General features: G+C 71.6%; 13 protein-coding genes and 3 pseudogenes. 7 read left to right on the top strand and 9 right to left on the bottom strand.

Annotated features, from left to right (window positions below; genetic code table 11):
• Positions 1 to 200 precede the first annotated feature (200 nt).
• The 3 genes from P2424_RS17810 to P2424_RS17800 all read right to left on the bottom strand — a co-directional run bounded on the left by P2424_RS17810 (position 201) and on the right by P2424_RS17800 (position 4,647).
• Positions 201 to 2,516, bottom strand: coding sequence for an FdhF/YdeP family oxidoreductase (locus P2424_RS17810; RefSeq protein WP_276476731.1), 2,316 nt, complete (start codon positions 2,514 to 2,516; stop codon positions 201 to 203).
• A gap of 40 nt (positions 2,517 to 2,556) precedes the next feature.
• On the bottom strand, positions 2,557 to 3,075 hold the full coding sequence (locus P2424_RS17805; protein WP_276476730.1) for an SRPBCC family protein: 519 nt from the start codon (positions 3,073 to 3,075) through the stop codon (positions 2,557 to 2,559).
• Between the two features lie 339 nt (positions 3,076 to 3,414).
• Positions 3,415 to 4,647, bottom strand: coding sequence for an MBL fold metallo-hydrolase (locus P2424_RS17800; RefSeq protein ID WP_276476729.1), 1,233 nt, complete (start codon positions 4,645 to 4,647; stop codon positions 3,415 to 3,417).
• 508 nt (positions 4,648 to 5,155) lie between these two features.
• Between P2424_RS17800 and P2424_RS17795 the strand changes: the two are divergent.
• Positions 5,156 to 5,661 (top strand): annotated as a pseudogene (locus P2424_RS17795) (DUF6624 domain-containing protein).
• 229 nt (positions 5,662 to 5,890) lie between these two features.
• On the opposite strand, the gene P2424_RS17790 reads toward P2424_RS17795, so the two are convergent.
• The 3 genes and pseudogenes from P2424_RS17790 to P2424_RS17775 all read right to left on the bottom strand — a co-directional run.
• A complete protein-coding gene (locus tag P2424_RS17790) occupies positions 5,891 to 6,760 on the bottom strand; it encodes a universal stress protein (RefSeq protein WP_346660100.1) in 870 nt (289 codons plus the stop codon).
• Positions 6,761 to 6,975: 215 nt separating this feature from the next.
• Positions 6,976 to 8,657, bottom strand: a pseudogene (locus tag P2424_RS17780) (HAD-IC family P-type ATPase).
• A gap of 152 nt (positions 8,658 to 8,809) precedes the next feature.
• A pseudogene (locus tag P2424_RS17775) lies at positions 8,810 to 9,697 on the bottom strand (HAD-IC family P-type ATPase); the annotation flags it as partial.
• 968 nt (positions 9,698 to 10,665) lie between these two features.
• Here P2424_RS17775 and P2424_RS17770 point away from each other — a divergent pair.
• The 5 genes from P2424_RS17770 (at position 10,666) to P2424_RS17750 (ending at position 14,823) form a co-directional block, all read left to right on the top strand.
• Entirely contained in the window at positions 10,666 to 10,953 is a 288-nt protein-coding gene (locus P2424_RS17770) for a DUF1876 domain-containing protein (protein ID WP_276476725.1), read from the top strand.
• A gap of 73 nt (positions 10,954 to 11,026) precedes the next feature.
• Positions 11,027 to 11,488, top strand: a complete 462-nt coding sequence (locus P2424_RS17765) for an Hsp20/alpha crystallin family protein (protein WP_276476724.1) — start codon at positions 11,027 to 11,029, stop codon at positions 11,486 to 11,488.
• A gap of 159 nt (positions 11,489 to 11,647) precedes the next feature.
• Positions 11,648 to 12,790 (top strand): site-2 protease family protein, encoded by a 1,143-nt coding sequence (locus tag P2424_RS17760; RefSeq protein ID WP_276476723.1) that lies wholly within the window; start codon positions 11,648 to 11,650, stop codon positions 12,788 to 12,790.
• A gap of 224 nt (positions 12,791 to 13,014) precedes the next feature.
• The gene (locus P2424_RS17755) at positions 13,015 to 13,770 is read left to right on the top strand and encodes an alpha/beta hydrolase (protein ID WP_276476722.1); all 756 of its coding nucleotides are present in this window, start codon (positions 13,015 to 13,017) and stop codon (positions 13,768 to 13,770) included.
• Between the two features lie 255 nt (positions 13,771 to 14,025).
• Positions 14,026 to 14,823: an SAM-dependent methyltransferase gene (locus tag P2424_RS17750; protein WP_276476721.1), complete on the top strand. Its 798-nt coding sequence runs from the start codon at positions 14,026 to 14,028 to the stop codon at positions 14,821 to 14,823.
• Positions 14,824 to 14,849: 26 nt separating this feature from the next.
• On the opposite strand, the gene P2424_RS17745 is transcribed toward P2424_RS17750, so the two are convergent.
• Both P2424_RS17745 and P2424_RS17740 read right to left on the bottom strand, forming a co-directional pair.
• Positions 14,850 to 16,181, bottom strand: coding sequence for an MFS transporter (locus tag P2424_RS17745; protein ID WP_276476720.1), 1,332 nt, complete (start codon positions 16,179 to 16,181; stop codon positions 14,850 to 14,852).
• Entirely contained in the window at positions 16,178 to 17,875 is a 1,698-nt protein-coding gene (locus P2424_RS17740; protein ID WP_276476719.1) for an amidohydrolase, read from the bottom strand. Before P2424_RS17740 ends, P2424_RS17745 begins: the two co-directional genes overlap by 4 nt.
• A gap of 224 nt (positions 17,876 to 18,099) precedes the next feature.
• Here P2424_RS17740 and P2424_RS17735 point away from each other — a divergent pair, with 224 nt between their 5' ends.
• Positions 18,100 to 19,005, top strand: coding sequence for an Lrp/AsnC family transcriptional regulator (locus P2424_RS17735; protein ID WP_276476718.1), 906 nt, complete (start codon positions 18,100 to 18,102; stop codon positions 19,003 to 19,005).
• Between the two features lie 81 nt (positions 19,006 to 19,086).
• Here the strand turns inward: P2424_RS17735 and P2424_RS17730 are convergent, their stop codons facing one another.
• Positions 19,087 to 20,526, bottom strand: coding sequence for an FAD/NAD(P)-binding protein (locus P2424_RS17730; protein ID WP_276476717.1), 1,440 nt, complete (start codon positions 20,524 to 20,526; stop codon positions 19,087 to 19,089).
• Positions 20,527 to 20,691: the final 165 nt, after the last annotated feature.

Raw genomic sequence — 20,691 nt, 5'->3', positions numbered from 1 at the left:
GCTCCACGGCACCGCACGACGTGTGACGCCTGGTGTGCAGAGAAGTTACGCACGGTGGGCGGCGGGTGCTAGCCGTGGAGCGCGGACCCTGGCCGGATTGCGCGCCCGGCCGGGCGGCTTCCGGGCGCCGGTCCGGCCAGGCGGCTTCCGCCGGGATCCCCTCGCCGGAGCCCTGGGGGGGAACACGCCACCCGTCTGGTTCAGGCCGGTGCCCCGGCCCGGTCCGCGGCGCCGACCGGCTCCAGCCGGACGACCAGCGCCTTCGATGTCGGCTGGTTGCTGCCCTCGGCCACGCTGTCCAGCGGCACCAGGACGTTGGTCTCCGGATAGTAGGCGGCCGCGCAGCCCCGGGCACTCGGATAGGGGACCACCTCGAAGCCCGCAGCCCGGCGCTCCTCGCCGCTCGTCCATACGCTGACCAGGTCGACCCGCTGCCCCGCGGCGAGGCCGAGTTCGGCCACGTCCTCCGGGGCGACGAGCACGACCTGGCGGCTTCCGTGGATCCCCCGGTAGCGGTCGTCCGCCGTGTAGGGGATGGTGTTCCACTGGTCGTGGGAGCGCAGGGTCTGCAGCAGCAGATGCCCCTCGGGTGCGAGCGGCATCTGCCAGGTGTTCCGGCTGAAGAGCGCCTTCCCCGTCGAAGTGCGGAAGACACCCTCGTTGACCGGGTTGGGCAGCCTGATGCCGCCCGGGCGGATCACCCGACGGTTGAACTCGTGCAGCCCCGGAATCACACGGGAGATCCGTTCCCGAAGGGCGCCGTAGTCGGCCTCGAACTGCTGCCACGGGATGTCCGGGACGTCGCCGAGAGTGGCGCGGGCGAGCCGGCAGAGGATGGCGACTTCGCTGAGCAGCAGCGTCGAGGCGGGCTGCAGCCGTCCGCGGGAGGTGTGCACCTCGCTCATGGAGTTCTCGACGGTGACGAACTGCTCGCCGCTCGACTGGACATCCCGCTCCGTGCGGCCCAGGGTCGGCAGGATGAGCGCGGTCCGGCCGCATACCGTGTGGGATCTGTTCAGCTTCGTGGAGATGTGTGCGGTCAAGCGGCACTTGCGCATCGCTTCCTCGGTGACCGCGGTGTCCGGAGCGGCCTGCACGAAGTTGCCCGCGACGCCGAGAAAGAGCTTGATCCGCCCGTCCCGCATCGCCTTGATCGAGTTCACCGAGTCCAGCCCGTGCGCGCGAGGGGGCTCGAAGCCGAACTCCTGCTGCAACGCGTCCAGGAAGGCGTCCGGCATCTGTTCCCAGATGCCCATCGTGCGGTCACCCTGGACGTTGCTGTGTCCGCGTACCGGGCAGGCCCCCGAACCGGCCCTGCCCAGGTTCCCGCGCAGCAGCAGGAAGTTGACGATCTCCCTGATGGTCGGAACCCCGTGCTTGTGCTGCGTGACGCCCATGGCCCAGCAGACGATCACCCGCTTGCTGCGCAGTACCTCGTCCCGGACCGCTTCGATCTCCTCGGGCGCGAGTCCGGTCGCGGCGCGGACGTCGTCCCGGCCGATCTCGCGCACATGCCGCGCGAAGTCCTCGAAGCCGCTGGTGCGGGAGCTGATGAAGTCCTGGTCGAGCACGGTACCGGGCGCCGCCTCCTCGGCCTCGACCAGCAGCCTGTTCAGCCCCTGGAACAGCGCCAGGTCGCCGCCGCTGCGGATCTGCAGGAAACGGTCGGCGATCCGGGTACCCCGGCCGAGCACCCCGCTCGGCTGCTGCGGGTTCTTGAACCGCAGCAGTCCGGCTTCGGGCAGGGGATTCACCGCGACGATGCGCGCGCCGTTGCGCTTGGCCTCCTCCAGGGCGGAGAGCTGCCGTGGATGGTTGGTCCCCGGGTTCTGCCCCACCAGGAAGATCAGGTCCGCGTGGTGCAGGTCGTGCAGGGTCACGGTGCCCTTGCCGGTGCCCAGCGTCTCGTGCAGCGCGAAGCCGCTGGACTCGTGGCACATGTTGCTGCAGTCGGGCAGGTTGTTCGTCCCGAACGCCCTGGCGAAGAGCTGCAGCGCGAACGCCGCCTCGTTGCTGACCCGGCCCGAGGTGTAGAACACCGTCTCATCGGGAGAGTCCAGCGCCTTCAGTTCGGCGGCGATCAGCCCCAGGGCCTCGTGCCAGCTGACGGGTTCGTAGTGGTCCGAGTCCGGCCGCTTGACCATCGGTCCGGTCAGCCGGCCCTGCTGGTTCAACCACAGGTCCGAGCGGCGGGCCAGCTCCGAGACCGGGTGTCTGCGGAAGAAGTCGGCGGTGACGCGTCGCGAGGTCGCCTCGTCGTTGATGTGCTTGGCGCCGTTCTCGCAGTACTCGTTCCGGTGCCGGTGGCCGGGGGAGGGGTCGGGCCAGGCGCAACCGGGGCAGTCGATGCCGTCCACCTGGTTCATGGTCAACAGCGTCTTCCCGGCCCGGCGGGGCGACGTCTGCCGGAGGGAGTACTCGACCGCGTGCGCGACCGCGGGCATCCCCGCCGCCCACTCCTCGGGCGGCGTCACCGACAACTGCTCCTCGGGCTCGTCCTCGGGTGGCCTGTGCATCTGGTTCGCGCCTCGCTTCCGCTGCCGATTCCGTTCCGGATCAGCCGACCGGCCAGTGCGGGACCCGGCTCCGGGGAGGTTCCGGCTCGCCCGGAGTCACCCGGCCGCCGCCGATGGTGCCGCGCCAGCCTCCGGACTCCTCCCCGACGGCCTCGATGAACTCCTTGAAGCAGCGCAGCTCACGGCGGACCGCGCCGCGCAGGAGCCCGGACGTGGCCGCGAGGCGGCAGGCGAATCCGGGCGGGTGCATCCGCATCCGTACCGTGACCGCGCTGTGGTCCGCCTCCGTGGACCGGAAGCACACCTCACCGCTGTGCGCGTGTCTGCGTCCCGTGCTCCGCCAGGCCAGATACCTGTCCGGTCGCTGTTCCACGACCTCCGCCTGGAACCTCCCGCGCAGCGGCCCGACCCCGACCACCCAGTGGGTGAGATTGGGCTTGATCTGTTCGACCTCGCGCACCGATGACATGAACCGCGGGAAGTCGGCGAACTGGGTCCACTGGTTGTAGGCGGTATGCACCGGGACCCGGACTTCAACCGTCTCTTCGATGGCGCTCATGGCTCGCCCGTCCTCGGCTGTCGCTCTCCGTCGGTATCGGCACCGTGTTCCGAACCGCCATCGGTCCGGGCCGGACCGGCGTCCCACGGCCCGCCGACCACCAGATCGAAGGGGACAAACTAGCACGAGAGGGGCGCTTCGCCGGGGAGGTGCGCCACCCGCAGCGCGGCGCCTCCCCGGCAGCGCACCGGTGCTTCCGCGGGTGGACGGACCGGACCCGGGGCGCGCCCGGCGCCGTCCCGGCGACCCGGCCGCCGACCGCGGTCGGCCGAGCGCTCGGCCACCCGGACGGCCAACCCCCGGGGTGGCGAAAGCGGAGAGCGGCCGGCAGGTACGGCCTCACCCAGGGGACCCGGCCGCCTTCCCGGACGGCTCGGCCCCCTGCGGAGCCGCGGCACCCGGCGCGTCCGCCGGTGCCTCCGCCACCGGGGGACCGGGCGCGGGGGTCCGGGCGACGGTGCGCCACCACGGGGCGGAGGGGACATCGTCCGCTGCGGGCTCGAACGGCTCGCCCGGAAGGGGGAGAGCGGCCCGGGTGCCGGCCTCCCCGCACGCAGCGAGAGTGCCTTCCCCGGGCTCGTCCCAGGGATGCGGTGCGAGTGTGAAGGTCGCCCAGTGAATCGGCAGCATCACCCCGTGCGGTTCCCCTCCCTGCAGATCCAGATGCGCCCGCACGCCCTCGGCCGGCGTCATGTGGATGTCGGGCCAGTACTCGCTGTACGCCCCGATCTGGATCATGGTCGCGTCGAAGGGTCCGTGCTCGGCGCCGATGTCCCGGAACCCGGGGAAGTAGCCGGTGTCACCGCTGTGGAAAACCCCGTGGCCCGAGGGACCCTCGGCCACCCACGACGCCCAGAGGGTGTGCTGTCGGTTGCGCAGTCCCCGGCCGCAGAAGTGCCGGGCCGGAGTCGCGGTCAGCCGCAGGTCCGCCACCCGCGTCGACTCCCACCAGTCCAACTCGCGCAGCCGGTCGGCCGGAACGCCCCAGCGCTCCAGATGCGCACCCACGCCGAGCGGCACCGCGAAGACCGTGTCCGTCGAGGCCAGCGCGCGGATCGTGGGCAGGTCGAGGTGGTCGTAGTGGTCGTGCGAGATGACGACCACGTCCACCGCACCGAGCGAGGCCAGCGGCAGCGGAACAGCGTGCAGCCGCTTCGGCCCCACGAACGAGAACGGGGAACAGCGCCGCCCCCACACCGGGTCGAACAGCACTCGCCGGCCGTCGATCTCGGCGAGCACGCTGGAGTGGCCCATCCAGGTGAGCCGCAGCCCGCCGGCCGGCGGCCGGGCGAGGTCCTCCGCCGTGGTGGGGTGGAGGGGTATGGGCCCGGCGGGCCGGCGTCGCCTGCGCGCCTCCTTCTCGAAGTACATCTTCGCGAAGTCGAGCCTGGAACCGGAAGGGCGGGCCTCGGGGCCCTCGGGGTTGTCGGGGTTCTGGAAGACTCCGTTCGCGAAGTGCGGAGAGCGGCGGATCCGCGCCAAGCGCTCACCGGTGGGATCGGCTCCGAAGGCGACGGGTCGCAGGGACCGCGCCTGGGTGAGCGGCGGATTCGGGGCGGCTGAGTCGGCCACGGGACCTCCTGGGACCTTCGCTTGCGGCGGCGGGGACATGAACCGGGCGCGTGCAGTGGGTGAGACGGGTGACCGGGCGTCTGCCGTCCGATACGAGCAGCCCCGCCACGACGGCCGCCGCGGTATCCGACGGCGAGATCTCCGGGACGTGGGCGGGGCAGCCGCCACCGAACGGGACACGACCGCCCCCGGCTCGCTGCAAGCCACCGGCGTCCGCACACCCGGAAATCCTACGACCGCTCCCGGCCATCCCGGCCGGTCTGCCGCCCCGGCCGCCGGTGGACGCGGGTGAGCCGTCCGTGGCGGTACCACGTCGGGGAGGGGGCGGTGGTGCTGGCGGCGGCCCGACTCGGCGGCCCGCTGAACGCCTCGCTTTCGGCGAACACTCTCATTGTCGCAGTCCGGGAAGGCGCCTGTCACCGTCCGCCGGAATGATCTTCGCGGGTGCCGTGCGCCCTTAGTGTTCCCGGTGACAGCACAACGCACCCGACCGGACGGGGAGTGGACAGTGGCGCAGGACATGGCCGCGCCGGCGGCGGAACTCACGGCCATGGCCGCGGCCGATCACCGGATGTCGGCCGACGCGAACAGCGACGATCCCGTCCGGCAGTTGGCGTGGCGGAGGCTGACCGCCGTGCACGGCGACCGGCTCGGCGAGATCATGGACGCACACGGTTGGCCGACGGCGGAGCTGGTCGGCGAGGAAGCCGCACGCGCGGCGTGGCTGATCGCCCAACACGCCGACCGGCAGCTCGACATCCAGAGTCGCGCCCTGAAGTTGTTGCAGGGGGCGGTGTCCGCAGGCTCGGCCGGCCCGCGCGAACTGGCATTCCTGCGGGACCGGATGCTGGTCAACGAGGGCGGCAAGCAGATCTGCGGAACCCAGATCGCCGGTGTCCGGGACGGGGTGCCGGTCCGTGGCCCTGCGCGGAGCCGGAGCGCGTGGACGAACTCCGAGCCGAAGCGGGCATCGAGCCCTTCGACGAGTACGTCGCGAAGTTCGCGCCGAGCTGACGCCGCACCTCCGACCGGCCCCTCGGCCCTCGTCCTCCCGGACACGGTCCGCCGGCCGGGCCCCGGGGCCTCCTCGGTGCCGGTGACCGCACGCGCCAAGTCGTCGCGGCGTACCGCCGCGAGACCCCGCTCATGGTGAGCGGGGCCCGGCGCTGCGCGGCGGCAGCGGATCGGACCGTGCCCTTGCTCTCGCAGCGGATCTTTCCGGCCGCTGGAGCCGCGTCCTCCGTCAGCGCACCACAGCGACCGAGCAGTGCGCGTGGTGGAGGACCGCGATGCTGACCGAGCCCAGGCGCAGTCCGGCGAAGCCCCCTTCGCCTCTGCTGCCGACCACGAGCAGCCGGGCCGTACGGCTCGCCTCGATCAGCGCCTGCCGTGGCCGTTCGCGTACCGTGCGGCGCTCGAGAGCGACGTCCGGACAGCGCTCCCCCCACCCGGACAGCAGTTCCGCCAGCAGCCGCTCCTCGCCCGCTTGCAGTTCTCCAGGGGCCTTCGCGTACCGCAGCGCCGGATCGTGCGGCGGCACGGGCGGCACGCTCCACTCCGACCAGGCGTGCAGAGCCACCAGAGGTCCGCCGCAGGCCGCGGCCTCGGCGAAGGCGAAAGCCGTCGCGGCCTCCGCCGCGGGCGAACCGTCGATGCCCACGACGACGGGTCCGCCGGGGGCCGGAGTCCCCCGGACCACGAGCAGGGGTCCCTCGGCCCGGGTCGCCAGATGCCTGGAGACGGACCCGAGCAGACCGCCGGTGATGCCGCTGTTCCCGCTGCTGCCGACGACGGTCATCAGCGCGTCCCGGGACAGTTCCGCGAGCACCCGCCGCGGATCACCGCTCGCCAATGTGGTGCGGACGTCGACCTCCGGCGCGACGGAACGGGCACGCACCGCGGCCTCGGACAGCACGCGCTCCCCGCTCTCCCGCAGCGCCTGCCGACCGGCATCGTCCAGTGCGGTGGCGATCCCGGGAGGCGGCACCCAGTCGACGGAGTGGACGATCCGCAGCCGCGCACTCCGGCACACGGCCTCTCGGGCGGCGTACTCCACCGCGGCCGCGGCCGGAGGCGAACCGTCCGTTCCGACTACTGTCTGCGGCAACCGCACGGGAATGCACCGCCCTGGCTCCGGGACGACATCACGTTCGCTTCTTCGCACAATCCCGCACCGCCCGGGGCCCGGCAACCGGAGCAGCTCCCATGGAGCGGGTCGGAAGAATCCCCCTCGGTGACCTTCCGGGCGACTCTCGCTGCTCTGCCGGGCACCTCTTGCTCCGGTACCGGGCGTCCACCAGGCTCTCCCCGGCTTCCCGCGGTTCCCGGTCATCCCCGGCGTGCGGTACCGGCAGCCCGGCCCCTGACCGCCGTGCGGCGTCGCCGCCGCGAGCGCCGGAGCTCGTCGGCTCCCCAGAGCAGTACGGGGAACGTCAGCAGCAGCGCCACCACGTCCCAGGGCAGCGGGGCGGTGCCGAAGACGCTCTGGAAGGGCGGCACCCAGATCAGCACGGCAGTGAAGGCGAGTTCGAAGACGATGCCGGCCAGCAGCAGTGGATTGACGCCCACCCGACCTCGCGCAGGGACGCCCGGTCGGTCCGGGCCGCCATCGCCGTGCCGACCTGGCACGTGACGATGCCCGCGAAGGTGGCGGTGGTGGCGGTCAGATAGTCCTGGTGCAGTTCGCTGCCCTCGGCGGTTGAGGCACCGGGCGTCCACCCGGCACGCCACAGCACGTAGAAATAGGCTCCCGTCACCAGCACGGTGGAGAGCAGCCCCAGAAAGACCCACGCCCGGAGCAGCATGTCCTTGGTGATCACCCCGGAACCCTGTCCGGAGCGCCTGGGCGGCCTGGTCATCAGCCCGGGCTCGGCCGGTTCCCGGCCCAGCGCCAGTGCGGGCAGTGTCTCGGTGCCCAGGTCGATCGCGAGGATCTGCAGGACAGTCAGGGGCAGCGGAATCGCGCCCCCGCTGAGCGCGTACAACAGGAACGGCACGATCTCCGGGACGGCGTGCGCGAAGATGTAGAGGATGAACTTGCGGACGTTGTCGTAGACCCGACGGCCGGATTCCACCGCCTGGACGACGGCGGCGAAGTTGTCGTCCGCGAGCACCATCGTGGCGGCTTCCCTGGCGACGTCGGTGCCCGACCGGCCCATCGCGACCCCGATGTGCGCCCGGTGCAGCGCGGGCGCGTCGTTGACCCCGTCGCCGGTCATCGCCACGATCTGGCCCTGCTCGCGCAGCGCGTCCGCCACCCGCAGCTTCGTCTCCGGAGAGGCCCGGGCGAAGACCACTTCGGTGGGCGAGGCGAGCAGTTCGTCCAGCCGCTGTTCGCCCACCGACTCCGCATCGGCCAGGACGCTCAGGCCGGGATCGCCGATGCCCACCTCACGTGCCACGGCGGCGGCGGTGGTGCCGTTGTCCCCGGTCACGACATGCACCCGAAGCCCGGCCTGATGGCAGCGGCGCACCGCGTCGGCCACCTCGGGGCGCGGCGGGTCGTAGAGACCGGCGAGACCCAGCAGCTCCAGGTCGCGCTCGACCTCCTCGCGCCGCGTCGGCACGTCGGGGGTCGCGGGTGTCCGCGTGGCGACGGCCAGGACGCGCAGCCCCTCCCGCGCCATGGCGTCCACGGCCGCGCGCACTGCGTCGACGTCGACGGTGCGGCGCAGGCGCGGAAGCAGTGCTTCCGGAGCGCCTTTGACGGTGACCGTCGGCGTGTCCCGCAGGTCGCTGACGACCGACATCATCCGCAGCCGGGGGTCGAAGCGGAACAGGGCCCGTCTGCGCAGGTCCCGGCCGCCCGGGTCGGGAGCGCGGCCCAGGCGCGCGGCTCCCTCGACCAGTGCGACCTCCGTGGGGTCGCCGGTGAACGCCCCGTCCTCGCCGCGGGTGACGGTCGTGCACTCGGCCATCGCGTCCGCGAGCCTGCCGACATCGTCCCCCGGGCTCGGCTGCTCGACGCCGCGCTCACCGCCGAGTGGCGTCCACACCGTCCGCAGGCGCATCCGATTGCGGGTGAGGGTCCCGGTCTTGTCGGTGCAGATGACATGCGTCGAACCCAGCGTTCGACCGCGCTGAGGCGTTTGACGACCGCGCCCTGCCGGGCCAGCAGCCGCACCCCCAGAGCGAGCGCCAGGGTGATGGTCGGCAGCAGCCCCTCGGGGACGTTCGCGACCAGCAGGCCGATCGCGAACGTCAGCGCGTCCCTGACCGGGAGGCCCGACGCCGTCCCGATCAGCAGGAAGACCGCTCCCATGCCGACAGCGACCGCGGCGATCAGCCAGGCCACGCGCTTGACCTGGAGTTCCAGAGGGCTTCCCTCACGCCTGGTGCGCTGGCTGAGTGCCGCGATCCGGTCCAGTTCGGTGTGCCGGCCGGTCGCGAAGACGATGGCTTTCGCCTGCCCCTCGAGGCATGTGGTGCCGCTGAAGGCCAGATTCGGTTCGCGCAGGGTCGGCGCGTCGGCAGCCGCCTGCCCTGCGGCCCGCTCCACCGGGGCGGACTCGCCTGTCAGCAACGACAGGTCGACTTCCACGGCCCCTTCCACCAGCCGCACATCGACGGGAACCTTGTCGCCCTCGTCCAGCAGGATCAGGTCGCCGGGAACGAGTTGCGTCGACTCGACACTCTGCTCCCGGCCGTCCCGTATCACGCGGGAATGTGCCGGGAGGTAGTCGGCCAGTGCTTCGACGGCGCGTTCCGCCTGTCGCTCCTGGAGCAGTGCGAACCCGGCGTTGAGGAGGATGACGGCGACGATCGCCACGCCCAGTACACCGGTACCGGCGACGAAGGCCAGTCCCGCCGCCCCCCACAGCAGCAGCGCGAGCGGATGGACCAGTTGCCGTGCCAGTTCACGCCGCAGCTGTCCGTGATGCTCCCGGCGGACCTCGTTGAGGCCGTACACGGCGGCACGTCTCTCCGCCTCACGCCGGGAGGGCCCCTCCGCCCCGGTCCTCAGATCCTGTCGGAGGCGCGCCAGCGGTTCCCGCGGGTCGACCTCCACCGGGAACAGCGACTGCTCGGTCCTCGAGGCGGCCGGCTGCATGACGGCGGCTCAGCCACCGGTCCGCGATCCGGTCGGATCGGCCGGCACGAGGGTTTCCCCGCGCACCGGCGCACAGCGGCAAACGGGGGGTGCGGGGTGCCGAGGACGGTCCGGCTCCCGGTACCGCCGGCTGCGATGCGGCCCCCGAACCCGGCCCCGTGACCACGCCGCCGGCCCTTCTGGCCGACGGCCCTGCGCCCGGCCTGCCCGAGGGGATGGCGGTGCACGCTCCCGCCAGTCGTACGGGCCTCCGCGTACGGCCTGGGCCGGCCTCCGTGATCACCGCCTGAGACGCCTGGCCGCGGCCCGCCGTCGTGCATCGTCCCTGCCTCCGGTCGCCTTCTGACGCGGTCGTGCCGTGGCCCTCGGCCCGCGATGCGTGAACCGCCTGTTCCAGGTGAGCAGAGGGCCGGCCGGTGGGCCACCGCGGTCCGCCGTTCGGGGGAGAAGCCGGGCCGGTGCCGGCCCGCCGCCCCCGCCTTCGGGGAACCGGCAGGTCAGGCGCGCGCCGCGGACAGTGTCCGGGCGCCACGCTCGGTCACGCGGGCCGGCGCTGTCGGCGTCGTATGGCGGCTGCTTCTCTCGCGTAGGACAGTGGAAGGTACCGGGGGATGTACCGGGGATGAGGTGGATCCTCGATGGCGGGTTCACCGACACTTCGCCGCGTACGGACCGGCGGCAGGATGTAGGTGCGATTCTCGCCCGCGACCGGATCGCTGCCGGTCCCGACAAGGGAATCGAGTGGCGGGGAGCGGACGGGCGCTCCATTGGACAGCTCGGAAAGCCGCAGGTCGCCGTCCGCCGTCGGCTCGTCTGCCGCGTGCCTCGGGTTCTGCGTCCGCGAGAGCGCCTCCCGGCTCCGGCGCCCGGCAGCAGGGGACGGAGCCTCCGCACCGCACTCGCTCGGCACCTGACGCATCGGGTGCCGCACCGGTCCGCACCGGTCCGCACCGGGTGAGGAGAGGACGATGTCACACACCATGGAATGGAAGGTTCGCCTCCAGCTCTTCGAGAACGACGAGGGAGCGACCAGGGCGAACGCGACGCTGGACACCGGCGCCGCGCAGGTCACCGGCCACGGCACGGCCCACCGCCACCCGGCGGACACGGATGTGCCGGAGATCGGCGACGAGCTGGCCGCGGGCAGAGCCATGCGCGACCTCGCCCAGCGACTGCTGAGCATCGCCGAGCACGACGTCGAAGGCATGCAGGTCCCCCGCGCGGAGGCCCGTCCGACGGTCGGGCAGCCCAGGTGACCGCTGTCGGCGAAGCGCTCCGGCCCGCCGCCCGGGTACCGGGAGGCGGGCTGCGGCAGCGAAGGAGGAGATCATGACTGTTCCCGCACGGCACCACACGGCCGGGCCCCCGGCGGCAGGCTTCGGCGAGCTGGAGAACCTCCGCACCCGGGTGGACGAGCTGCTGCACGCCACTCTCCCCGGTGCCGGGTTCCCCGGATTCGGGATGGCCGAGCCGTGGGCCCCGCTGGCCGACGTCGAGGAGGTCGAGGACGCCTACCTGGGGGAACTGGAGCTGCCCGGCGTGCGCAAGGACCAGATCACCGTGGAGGTCGCGGACGGCGAGCTCGATGTCCGCGGCGAGGTGAAGGAGAAGGAACGGACCGGAACGGTCCGCAGGCACACCCGCCGCATCGGACGGTTCGACTACCGCACGACGCTGCCGCCGAACTCCGACGCCGAGCACATCAGTGCGGAGCTGTGCGACGGCGTTCTCACGGTGAACGTCCCCAAGACCGGGAAGGGGAAGGCCCAGCGCATCGAGATCACCGACTGAGCCGGAGCGGCGGCCGACCCTGATGAACGGGGGTCCGCCTCCCATTCGGTCGTCGAAAGGTGCGGCGACCTCGGACCCGGCAAGACGGGGCACGTGCCACGCACGCGGCTCGTCGCGGCTCGGACATCGCACCAGTCATGCCGAGGCAGGGAGACGACCGTGCGTGCAACGTTTCCGCTGGGGCGGGTCGCCGGAGTGCGGATCGGCGTCCACTGGAGCGTCCTGCTCATCTTCGCCCTCATCACATGGGTTCTGGCCCACAGCCGCTTCCCGCAGGTCGAGCCCGGGCGCGCGGAAGCGCTGTACTGGGTGACCGGGCTGGGCACCGCGCTGCTGTTCTTCGGGTCGCTGCTGGCGCACGAACTCGCGCACGCGATCGTCGCCAGACGCAACGGAGTGCTGGTCGAGGACATCACGCTGTGGCTGCTCGGCGGGTTGGCCCGGCTGAAGTCCGAGGCGTCCGAGCCGGGAGCGGAGTTGCGGATCGCCGGAGTCGGCCCCCTGGTCAGTCTGCTGCTCGGCGTGGCCTTCGGGCTGAGCTCCTGGCTCGTCCATCTCCTGGGGGCCCCGCGCCTCTTGGTGGAGGCGGCGGCCTGGCTGGCGGTCATCAATGTGCTGCTCGCTCTCTTCAACACCATTCCCGCCGCTCCTCTGGACGGCGGCCGCCTGCTCCGCGCCCTGCTGTGGCGCCGTAGCGGGGACCGGCTGCGGGCGGCCGTCCGGGCAACCGTGGTGGGGCGGGCTTTCGGCTGGCTGCTCGTCGTCGGGGGCGTTCTGCTCTTCCTCACGGCCCGCGCCTTCGACGGGCTGTGGCTGGCACTGGTCGGCTGGTTCCTGCTCACCGCCGCGACGGCGGAAGGCAGGCAGGCCCAGATCAGAAGCACTCTGGCCGGAGTGCCGGTGCGCCGGGCCATGACGGAGCACCCTGTGACGGCCCCCGCAGGGCTGACGGTGGGGCAGTTGCTCGCCGACCCCCGGTACCGGTATCGCCACTCGGCCTTCCCCGCCGTGGGAGCGGCAGGTGACGCGGCGGGACTGATCACGCTGGAGCGGGCTCAGCAGGTCCATGCCGACCGGTGGGAGACCACGGCGGTCGGTGATGTGATGCTGCCGCTGTCGGAAGTGGTCACCGCCGGCCCGGACGATCCTCTGGCGGACCTGCTGCCGCGGATGGAGCCCGGCGCCGAGCATCGGGTGCTGGTACTGGAGGACGGCCGTGCCGTCGGCATCGTCTCTCCCAGCGACATCGGTCGCACACTGAACTGGCTGATGCCTCCGCAGCAGCAGCCGCGGACCTGGTGACGCGCCACCGCATCCGGAGCCGCGCCCCGGTTGCCGCATCCGCATTCCTCAATGCCGATCCCCTTGGCCGGACCGGGTCAAGCCAACTGTGATATTTTCAGCCCGCCGTGCGCCGCTGCGAACCGAGGAGGTGAGACCGATCAACGCTGTGACAGGTCGGGGCTCCCTCTCCCGCATGGTCCGGGGAGTGCCCGCTCAAGGCATTCCGAAGGGCTCGAGACGCTATGCGCTTCACCTCTCAGACGTCGTGTGACGACGTAACCGAACAGCTTTTCACCTTCGGCGAGATTCCCGGCGTGCTGTGGACACCCGCAGGCGCTGCCGGTACTCGCCCCCTCGTTCTGATGGGACACGGCGGCGGTCAGCACAAGAAGGCTCCGGGGATCGCCGTCCGCGCGCGCCGCTTCGCGGCCGAGTGCGGCTTCGCGGTGGCGGCGGTCGATGTGCCCGGACACGGCGACCGGCCGCAGGAGGACGAGTACGACCGGCTCGCGACCGAGAACCAGGCCCGCGTGGCAGCCGGCGAGGAACTGGCTCCGCTGATCGCGGACTTCCAGGCGATGGTGGCGCGCCGGACCGTCCCGGAGTGGCGCTCGGTTCTGGACGCGCTCCAGGAACTGGAGTACGTCGGCTCCGGCCCGGTGGGCTACTGGGGGGTGTCGCTGGGCTGCGGACTCGGCGTTCCGTTCGTCGCCGTCGAGCCCCGGGTGCGTGCGGCGGTGCTGGGGCTGGGCGGGGTAGTGGCAACTGCCGGGCCTGCCGCGCGGATCACCGTTCCGGTCGAGTTCCTGGTGCAGTGGGACGACGAGCGGGTGCCGCGGGAGCAGTGCCTGGCACTGTTCGACGCCTTGGGATCGGCCGAGAAGACCCTGCACGCCAACCCGGGCGCACACGCGGACATCCCGGCCTTCGAGCTGGACAGCACGCTGCGGTTCTTCGCCCGGCACCTCGCCCCGGAGGCGGCCGGCGCCTCCGCGTGAGTCCCGCGGGCGCCGACCGGGTATCTTCCGGTCGGCGCCCCGCTCCCGCGCTGCTTCGCGGCGGACGGGAACCGCATCCGAACTGAATGAATGACAAGCGTTAAGAATTCTCAATATCGGCACGACAGGTGTGTCTGAGGGGTAACGTGCGGTAGCCGTGCCCAGGTGGTGCCTGCGGGCTGGAGGAGGTCCGCGGCAGGTCCCGGTCGCGGCGCTCGTCCACCGCTCATCCATGCCCAGAGGAGCTGAACGCCCATGCCGAACCCGCAGGAACCGGCGATCCGGAGCGACATCCCGCATTCGGCCCGGATCTGGAACTACTGGATGGGCGGCAAGGACAACTACCAGGTCGACCGTACCGTCGGAGAGGCGTGCCTGGAGATCGACCCTGACATCTCCACCATGGCCGTCCAGTCACGCCAGTTCCTCATCCGCGCCGTGCGCCACCTGGCCGACGAGGCCGGCAGCCGCCAGTTCCTCGACATCGGTACCGGCCTGCCCACCATGCAGAACACGCATGAGGTCGCACAGGGCGCGGCGCCGGAGTCCAGGGTCGTCTACGTCGACAACGATCCACTGGTGCTCGCCCACGCCCGGGCGTTGCTGACCAACACCTCCGACGAGGGAGTCACGAGTTACATCAACTCCGACTTCCACGACCCGGAGCAGATCGTCGCCGACGCCCGGAACGTTCTGAACTTCACCCAGCCGATCACCGTCATGTTCATGGGAGTGCTCGGCCATGCCGCAACCCACGAGGACATGCTGCGCGTCGTGCGCACCGTCATGGAGGCGGTGCCCTCGGGCAGTCACCTGGTCCTGTGGGACGGCTCCGTCGACAGCCCGGCGTATGTGACCCTCTGCGAGGAATACGCGAAGACCGGTGGGGCTCCATACAACCCGCGCACCCAGGAGCAGATCCGCGCCGCCTTCGACGGGTTCGAGTTCGTCGCCCCGGGCTTCGTCCCCATCACCGAGTGGCGGCCGCAGTCCACCGAGATCGGGGAACGGCCGAAGATCGCCGCCTATGGCGGAGTCGCCCGCAAACCGTGAGTGCGCGGGGTCGGCCGTCGCCCCCGTCACTCGGGTCCGGACGCCTTGCCAACCGACGCAGCCGGCCCGGGGCTCTCCGCGGGCGCCGGGTCGTCGGTGTGCTGCGGTGCCCTCAACAGGCACGCGATACTCAGCGCGCACATGGCGACGAGCAGCACGATGACCGGCACGATGCTGCCGGTCGCCTGGAACATCAGCGTCGAGACCACCGGTGAGAGGCCGCCGAACAGCGCGCCGGCCACCTGGTAGGTCACCGAGATGCTGGTGTAGCGCGCCTGGGGGCCGAACATCTGGGCCAGGACCGCGGCCACCGGACCGTATGTCGCCGCCATGACCAGCCGCATCGCTGCGAAGACGAGGAAGATCAGTACCGTCGAGTCCGAGGAGACCACCAGGAACTGCGGTGCGGCCAGCACGGCCACCGCTGCCAGACCCCAGACGACCACACGGACGCGCCCGACCTTGTCGCCCAGCCATGCGACACCCAGTGTCGCGATCAGCTCGACGACAGCCGCGACGCTCAGCGCGTTGAGCACCACCGTCTCCGAGAGCCCCACCGCCGGATCAGTGGCGTACGCGGTGATGAACGTGGTCACCAGGTAGTAGCCGCCCACCGCGATGGGAAGCGTGCCGATGCCCAGCAGGATGGGCTTCCAGTTCGTCTTGAGCGCGTACGTCAGCGGCAGGCCCCCGTCGGGCTCCGGCTCTGCCTCGAAGACCGGTGACTCCTCGATCTTCAGGCGGATGAGGATGCCGATGACGATGAGCACCGCCGACAGCAGGAACGGCACCCGCCACGCCCACTCCTCGAGGGCGTCGTCGCCGAAGGTGGACAGCAGGCTGAACAGGCCGGTGGACAGCAGGGCTCCGGCCGGATTGCCGAGCTGCGCGAAGCCTCCGTAGAAGGTCTTCTTGTCCTCCGGCGCGTGCTCGACGGCCATCAGGACGGCGCCGCCCCATTCGCCGCCGACGGCGATGCCCTGCACGAAGCGGAGAAGGACGAGCAGGAGGGGGGCGAACACCCCGATGCCGGCGTAGGTGGGCAGCAGACCGACGAGGAACGTCGCGGCACCCATCATGGTCAGGGTGATCACCAGTGCGCTGCGTCTGCCGAACCGGTCGCCGATGTGGCCGAAGACGACACCGCCGAGCGGCCGCGCGAAGAATCCGACCGCGTACGTGGCGAACGCCGCGGCGATTCCGGTGAGCCGGTCCGTCCCCTCGGGGAAGAAGATCCGGCCGAAGACCAGGGACGCGGCGGTGGCGTAGACATAGAAGTCGTACCACTCGATGGTGGTGCCGACGAACGCGGCGATACCCGCCTTGCGCGCCCTGCGGGATTGAGCGTGTTCCGTCACGGCTGCCCCTTGGTCGATGTGGCTGAGGTGGAGTGCTGGAGCGTGCCGTCGACCCACGTCTGGAGGACGTCGATCGCGGCGACGGACCCGGGGTCGACGGCGAGCGGATCGGCGTCCAGGACGGTGAAGTCGGCCAGCTTGCCCGGGGTGATGCTGCCGAGTTCGTGCTCGCGGCCCAGAGTGCGGGCCCCGCCGAGCGTGTGCGCGGCGAGTGCCTCGGCCGCCGGGATCCGCAGGGAGGCGTCGCCCAGCCGGTGCCCGCGCCGGGTGACACGGGTGACGGCTGCCTGGATCGCCTCCAGCGGCTTCGGCTCGGCCACGGGCGCGTCCGAGCTGAGTGTCACGGGTACTCCGGCCGCCAGGAACTCGCCGAGCGGGTTGAACCGCTCGCCGGGGGTGCCGATCGCGTCGGTGACGCCTTCGCCCCAGTTGTAGTAGTGCTGGGTCTGGTTGACCGGGTGGATGCCCAACCGGTGCATGCGCTCGATCTGTTCCGCGGTGGGCAGCCCGCAGTGCTCGATCCGGTGCCGCGCATCGGACCGGGGGTGGTGCTCCTGTGCGGCCTCGACGGCGTCGAGCACCATCTCTATCGCGTCGGGCGACTGTGCGTGCGTCGCCGTCTGGAGCCCCACGGAGTGTGCCCTGTCGATGAGTTCCCGGTATGCCCCCGGCTCGTGGTACAGCTGCCCGGTGCGGCAGGGGTCCCCCGCGTAGCCGTCGGGGAAGTAGGCCGTCCAGCCGCCGAGAGTGCCGTCGGCGTAGAACTTGATTCCCGCGAAGGAGAGCCGGGCGTTGCCGAAGGCGCCGTGCATTCCGGTCTCGACCACACGGTCCAGCAGATGGCTCAGCAGGTACATGCCGACGCGGGTGCGCAGCTCGCCGCCGTCGGCCAGTCGCAGATAGGTGTCGAATTCGCGGCGGGTCACCTGGCAGTCCCCGATCGTTGTCACACCGCCCGCGAGGAAGCGCTCCTGTGCGGCCCGGAGTTGCCGCAGATGCTCCTCGGGCTCGTCCTCCAGGTGGAAGTTCGGCCCGTGGCGGCCCACCTTGACGCCCCCGACACCGGTGAGGATGTTGCAGGCGGCATCGGAGATCTCCCCGGTCAGCTCCCCGTCGGTGTCCCGGAAGAAGGTGCCGCCCTCCGGGTCGGGTGTGTCCCGGGTGACGCCGTGCCGGGCCAGTGTGCGGCTGTTGACGACGCCACCGTGACCGCTGGCGTTCATCAGATACACCTCGCGGTCGGTGCTGACCCGGTCCAGCTCCTCCTTGGTGGGGTGGCGGCGCTCGGCGAGGTTGCGGTGCTCGTATCCGTAGCCGCGCACCGGCCGACCGGGCGGCAGGGACTCGGCCGCCGTGCGCAGCAGTGCGATGATGCCCGGGATGTCGGACGCGTTGTCCGGCCCGCAGTCGATCCAGCTCATCATCTGGCCGTACATCAGGGGATGGGCGTGCGGATCGACGAAGCCGGGGACCACGACGGCGCCGCGAAGATCCACCTCCTCGGCCGGCCGGCCGATCCGTGCGGCTTCGGCCCGGCACTCCTCGACGGTGCCGACGGCGCCGAACCGGTTCCCGTGCACGAGGAACGCCTCGGCCCCCTCGGTACCGGGGTCGACGGTGCGCAGGGTGGCGCTGGTGAAAAGGGTGACGGTCGCGTCCAGGACCGATGTCTCCTGGTGGCGCAGTGCGCGCATGTGATTCCTCGTGCGGGGGTCGGGGGCGTTCCAGTGACCGGCACCGTAGATCCGCCCACCGACGGCAGCAATAGCAGGTGCGCTGCAAAGCGAAGGCATGTCAGCGTTTCTGTCGCCCTCTGCCCCCATTCTTCGGCTGATCAGTTCCCAGGGGCCGTGAGAACCGTAAACTTGTCCCTACGGAAGTACGGAATCACTCTGTAAAGATTGGGTCTCGGACAGGCATGAGTGACGGTCTGGACACACAGCTCATCGCCGCGCTCCAGCAGGACGGCAGGGCGAGCTACAGCGACCTGGCCGCCCGGGTGGGAGCGCCGCGGACGGCGGTCTCGGCGCGGGTGCAGGCCCTGCTCGGCTCCGGAGACGTGGAGATCGTCGCGGTGGCACACCCCCAGCTGCTCGGGCTCACCACGCTCGCGCACGTCTCCGTCGCCGTGTCGGGCCCGGCCGACGAGGTGGTCGGCGCGCTGTGCGCCACGGACGCGTCGGTCTTCGTCTCCGCGGTCAGCGGCGCCTACGACCTCGTCGCGGAGCTGCGCGTCCCCAGCGACCGCGAACTGTACGGCGCGCTCGCCCGCCTCCGCGCCCAGCCCCGGGTACGAGAGGTCAACACGCTCCTCTACACCGACGTCGTCACATCGGTCTTCATGCCGCAGGGGCCGCTCCGCAGCGATGTGCACGTCGACGAAACCGATCTGCGGCTCATCGAACTGCTGGAGCGCGACGGCCGCATGCCGTTCGTCGGACTGGCCGCCCGCGTCGGCATGTCGCCGAGCGCCGCCCGCGCCCGGGTCAGCCGGCTCGTCACCAGCCGCGCCCTGCACGTCGCCGCCGTGGTGCGCCGGGGCGCGGGCAGCGGCAGACCGGCACTCGGCGCGGGCCTGAACCTCGGAGGGGACGACGAGCACGTGACCGCCTTCCTCGCCGCGCTGCCCGGAGTGGAGTTCGTCGCCCGCACAGTGGGCCGCTTCGACCTGGTGATCACCCTCGGCGCCGACTCGACGACCCGCCTGCACCGCATCACCGAGCAGCTCAAAGCCCTCGACGAGGTGCGTGGCCTGACCACCTGGGCGCACCTGGAGGTGTTCAAGGAGCACTATTCGCGGGGCATCGCGCGGACCACGCCGTAGGTACGCGCACCCCACGCGGCCTGGACGGCGCCGTCCGGCCCGGACCACCGGCCGCAAGGGGTGTCAGGAGGTCTCCCCGCATCAGCTCGGTGAGCGAAGCGCCTCGGCGACGCGGGACGCCTGGGCGGCGACGCCGGGAATGCTCGAGGTGATGAAGGAGCCGCCGCCCGTCAGGTCTCCGACCACGTGCACGCGCGGGTCGGCGGGGATCAGGCCGCCTGACGGGTGAAGCGTGGCCAGGCCGGTGCCCAGCACGGACTGGACCAGGTCCCGGGCCGGGGCCGGAATCGCGTGCGGTGGCGGGTTCACGGCGTTGACGACGATCTCCGCGGTGAGTTCACCGTGGCCGTGCCGCACCCGGTACCGCCCGTTCACCGGCTCGATCGCGCGGATGGCGGGAGCGACGGTGAGCTGGCCGGAATCCAGCAGCCGCATCAGGATCGACGCGTTCCTCGGGATCATGGGCGAGGCCACGCCGGCGGCCGTACGGAGCCGGCGCCGCAGCCACGCGCGGTCGGACTCGGGCAACAGCCGCCACGCGTACGGGCCGACGCTGTGCACGGTCTGCTGCAGCACACGGCGCCCGATCCGGGGGTCGTCGATGGCGGCGATCTGCCGCCGGAGCCGCTGGAGCGGATTGTCGGTCTTGGCGGCCCGAAGCTCGGCCGTGAGCTCTTCGAAGTCCTCACCCGCCTCCGCCAGTTCCGCACGCAAGAGCCCGATGAGGTCGTCGAGCGTGACGTTCCCTCGTGTCCGGTGCAGCTCCGCCACCCGTTCGGCGGTCACATGCCGTGGGCTCCGGCCGTCCTGACGCTGCCAGACGTGCGGCAGCACTCCGCTGCGCGAGAGGAGCGTGATGCGTCCCGCATGTCCGCGCGCGGCGAGCGACACGACGACGTCCACGGCGGTGAGGCCGCTGCCGATGACCGCCACATCGGTCTCGGCCGGAACGTTGTCGAGCGTGCCGGCCAGCGGGTAGGGGTCGGCCGTGAAGCCCCGGCCACCGGCGAGGCCGTACAGGTCCGGAGGGGTGCCTCCGCCCACACCCAGCGCCACGTGGGTGGCTCGGTGCTCTTGCGCGTCGTCCGTGCGCACCACGATCCCGGCTCCGGAACGGACGACCTCGCTCACGCGGGCGGCCACGACGCGCACCGGCCGGCCCTGCTCGCCCAGCGCCGCTACGGCCTTCTCCCCAGTGTGCTCCAGATATTCGCCGAACAGCGCGCGCGGGACCAGCGGCTGCCCCAGGCGCTCGTCGATGTGGTCGGCACCGCGTTCTCCCAGCCAGGCGGCGTAGTGGCCCAAGTCGCCGTGACGGATCGACATGAGGGCGGGTGGCGCGTTCACCAGGACCGAATCCAGGTCCGGGCCGTACGGTCGTCCCCGCCACAGCTGCGGCGACGGCTCGAAGACCGTGATCGTGCCGGCTCCGGCCGCGATGGCGGCCTCGCCCTCCATGGTGGCAAGCGCGTGCAGCAGGCCGACCGCCGCGGCACCCCCTCCGACAATCGCGATGTCCATGTGCTGCCTCTCTGCTGGTCGTGTGCCACCAACCTGCGCCACCCCCGCCCAGCGGCCCCATCCCGTGAGAAGGGGTGATCCGCTGGGAACACCCCCCTCAATCGAGGGGTTGGTGCCCGGCGCGGGACCGAGCAGGATGAGCGGGGGAGCGGGCAGGATGATCAG

Origin of the sequence: Streptomyces sp. WMMB303 (assembly GCF_029351045.1) — a bacterium.
Taxonomy (GTDB): Bacteria; Actinomycetota; Actinomycetes; order Streptomycetales; family Streptomycetaceae; genus Streptomyces.
This window is presented reverse-complemented; position numbering and strand designations above follow the sequence as displayed.

Excerpts from the sequence above, each read along its gene's own strand:
- P2424_RS17810 (WP_276476731.1), bottom strand. The coding sequence starts at position 2,516 with ATGCACAGGCCACCCGAGGACGAGCCCGAGGAGCAGTTGTCGGTGACG.
- P2424_RS17805 (WP_276476730.1), bottom strand. The coding sequence starts at position 3,075 with ATGAGCGCCATCGAAGAGACGGTTGAAGTCCGGGTCCCGGTGCATACC.
- P2424_RS17770 (WP_276476725.1), top strand. The coding sequence starts at position 10,666 with ATGTCACACACCATGGAATGGAAGGTTCGCCTCCAGCTCTTCGAGAAC.
- P2424_RS17765 (WP_276476724.1), top strand. The coding sequence starts at position 11,027 with ATGACTGTTCCCGCACGGCACCACACGGCCGGGCCCCCGGCGGCAGGC.
- P2424_RS17755 (WP_276476722.1), top strand. The coding sequence starts at position 13,015 with ATGCGCTTCACCTCTCAGACGTCGTGTGACGACGTAACCGAACAGCTT.
- P2424_RS17750 (WP_276476721.1), top strand. The coding sequence starts at position 14,026 with ATGCCGAACCCGCAGGAACCGGCGATCCGGAGCGACATCCCGCATTCG.
- P2424_RS17740 (WP_276476719.1), bottom strand. The coding sequence starts at position 17,875 with ATGCGCGCACTGCGCCACCAGGAGACATCGGTCCTGGACGCGACCGTC.
- P2424_RS17735 (WP_276476718.1), top strand. The coding sequence starts at position 18,100 with ATGAGTGACGGTCTGGACACACAGCTCATCGCCGCGCTCCAGCAGGAC.
- P2424_RS17730 (WP_276476717.1), bottom strand. The coding sequence starts at position 20,526 with ATGGACATCGCGATTGTCGGAGGGGGTGCCGCGGCGGTCGGCCTGCTG.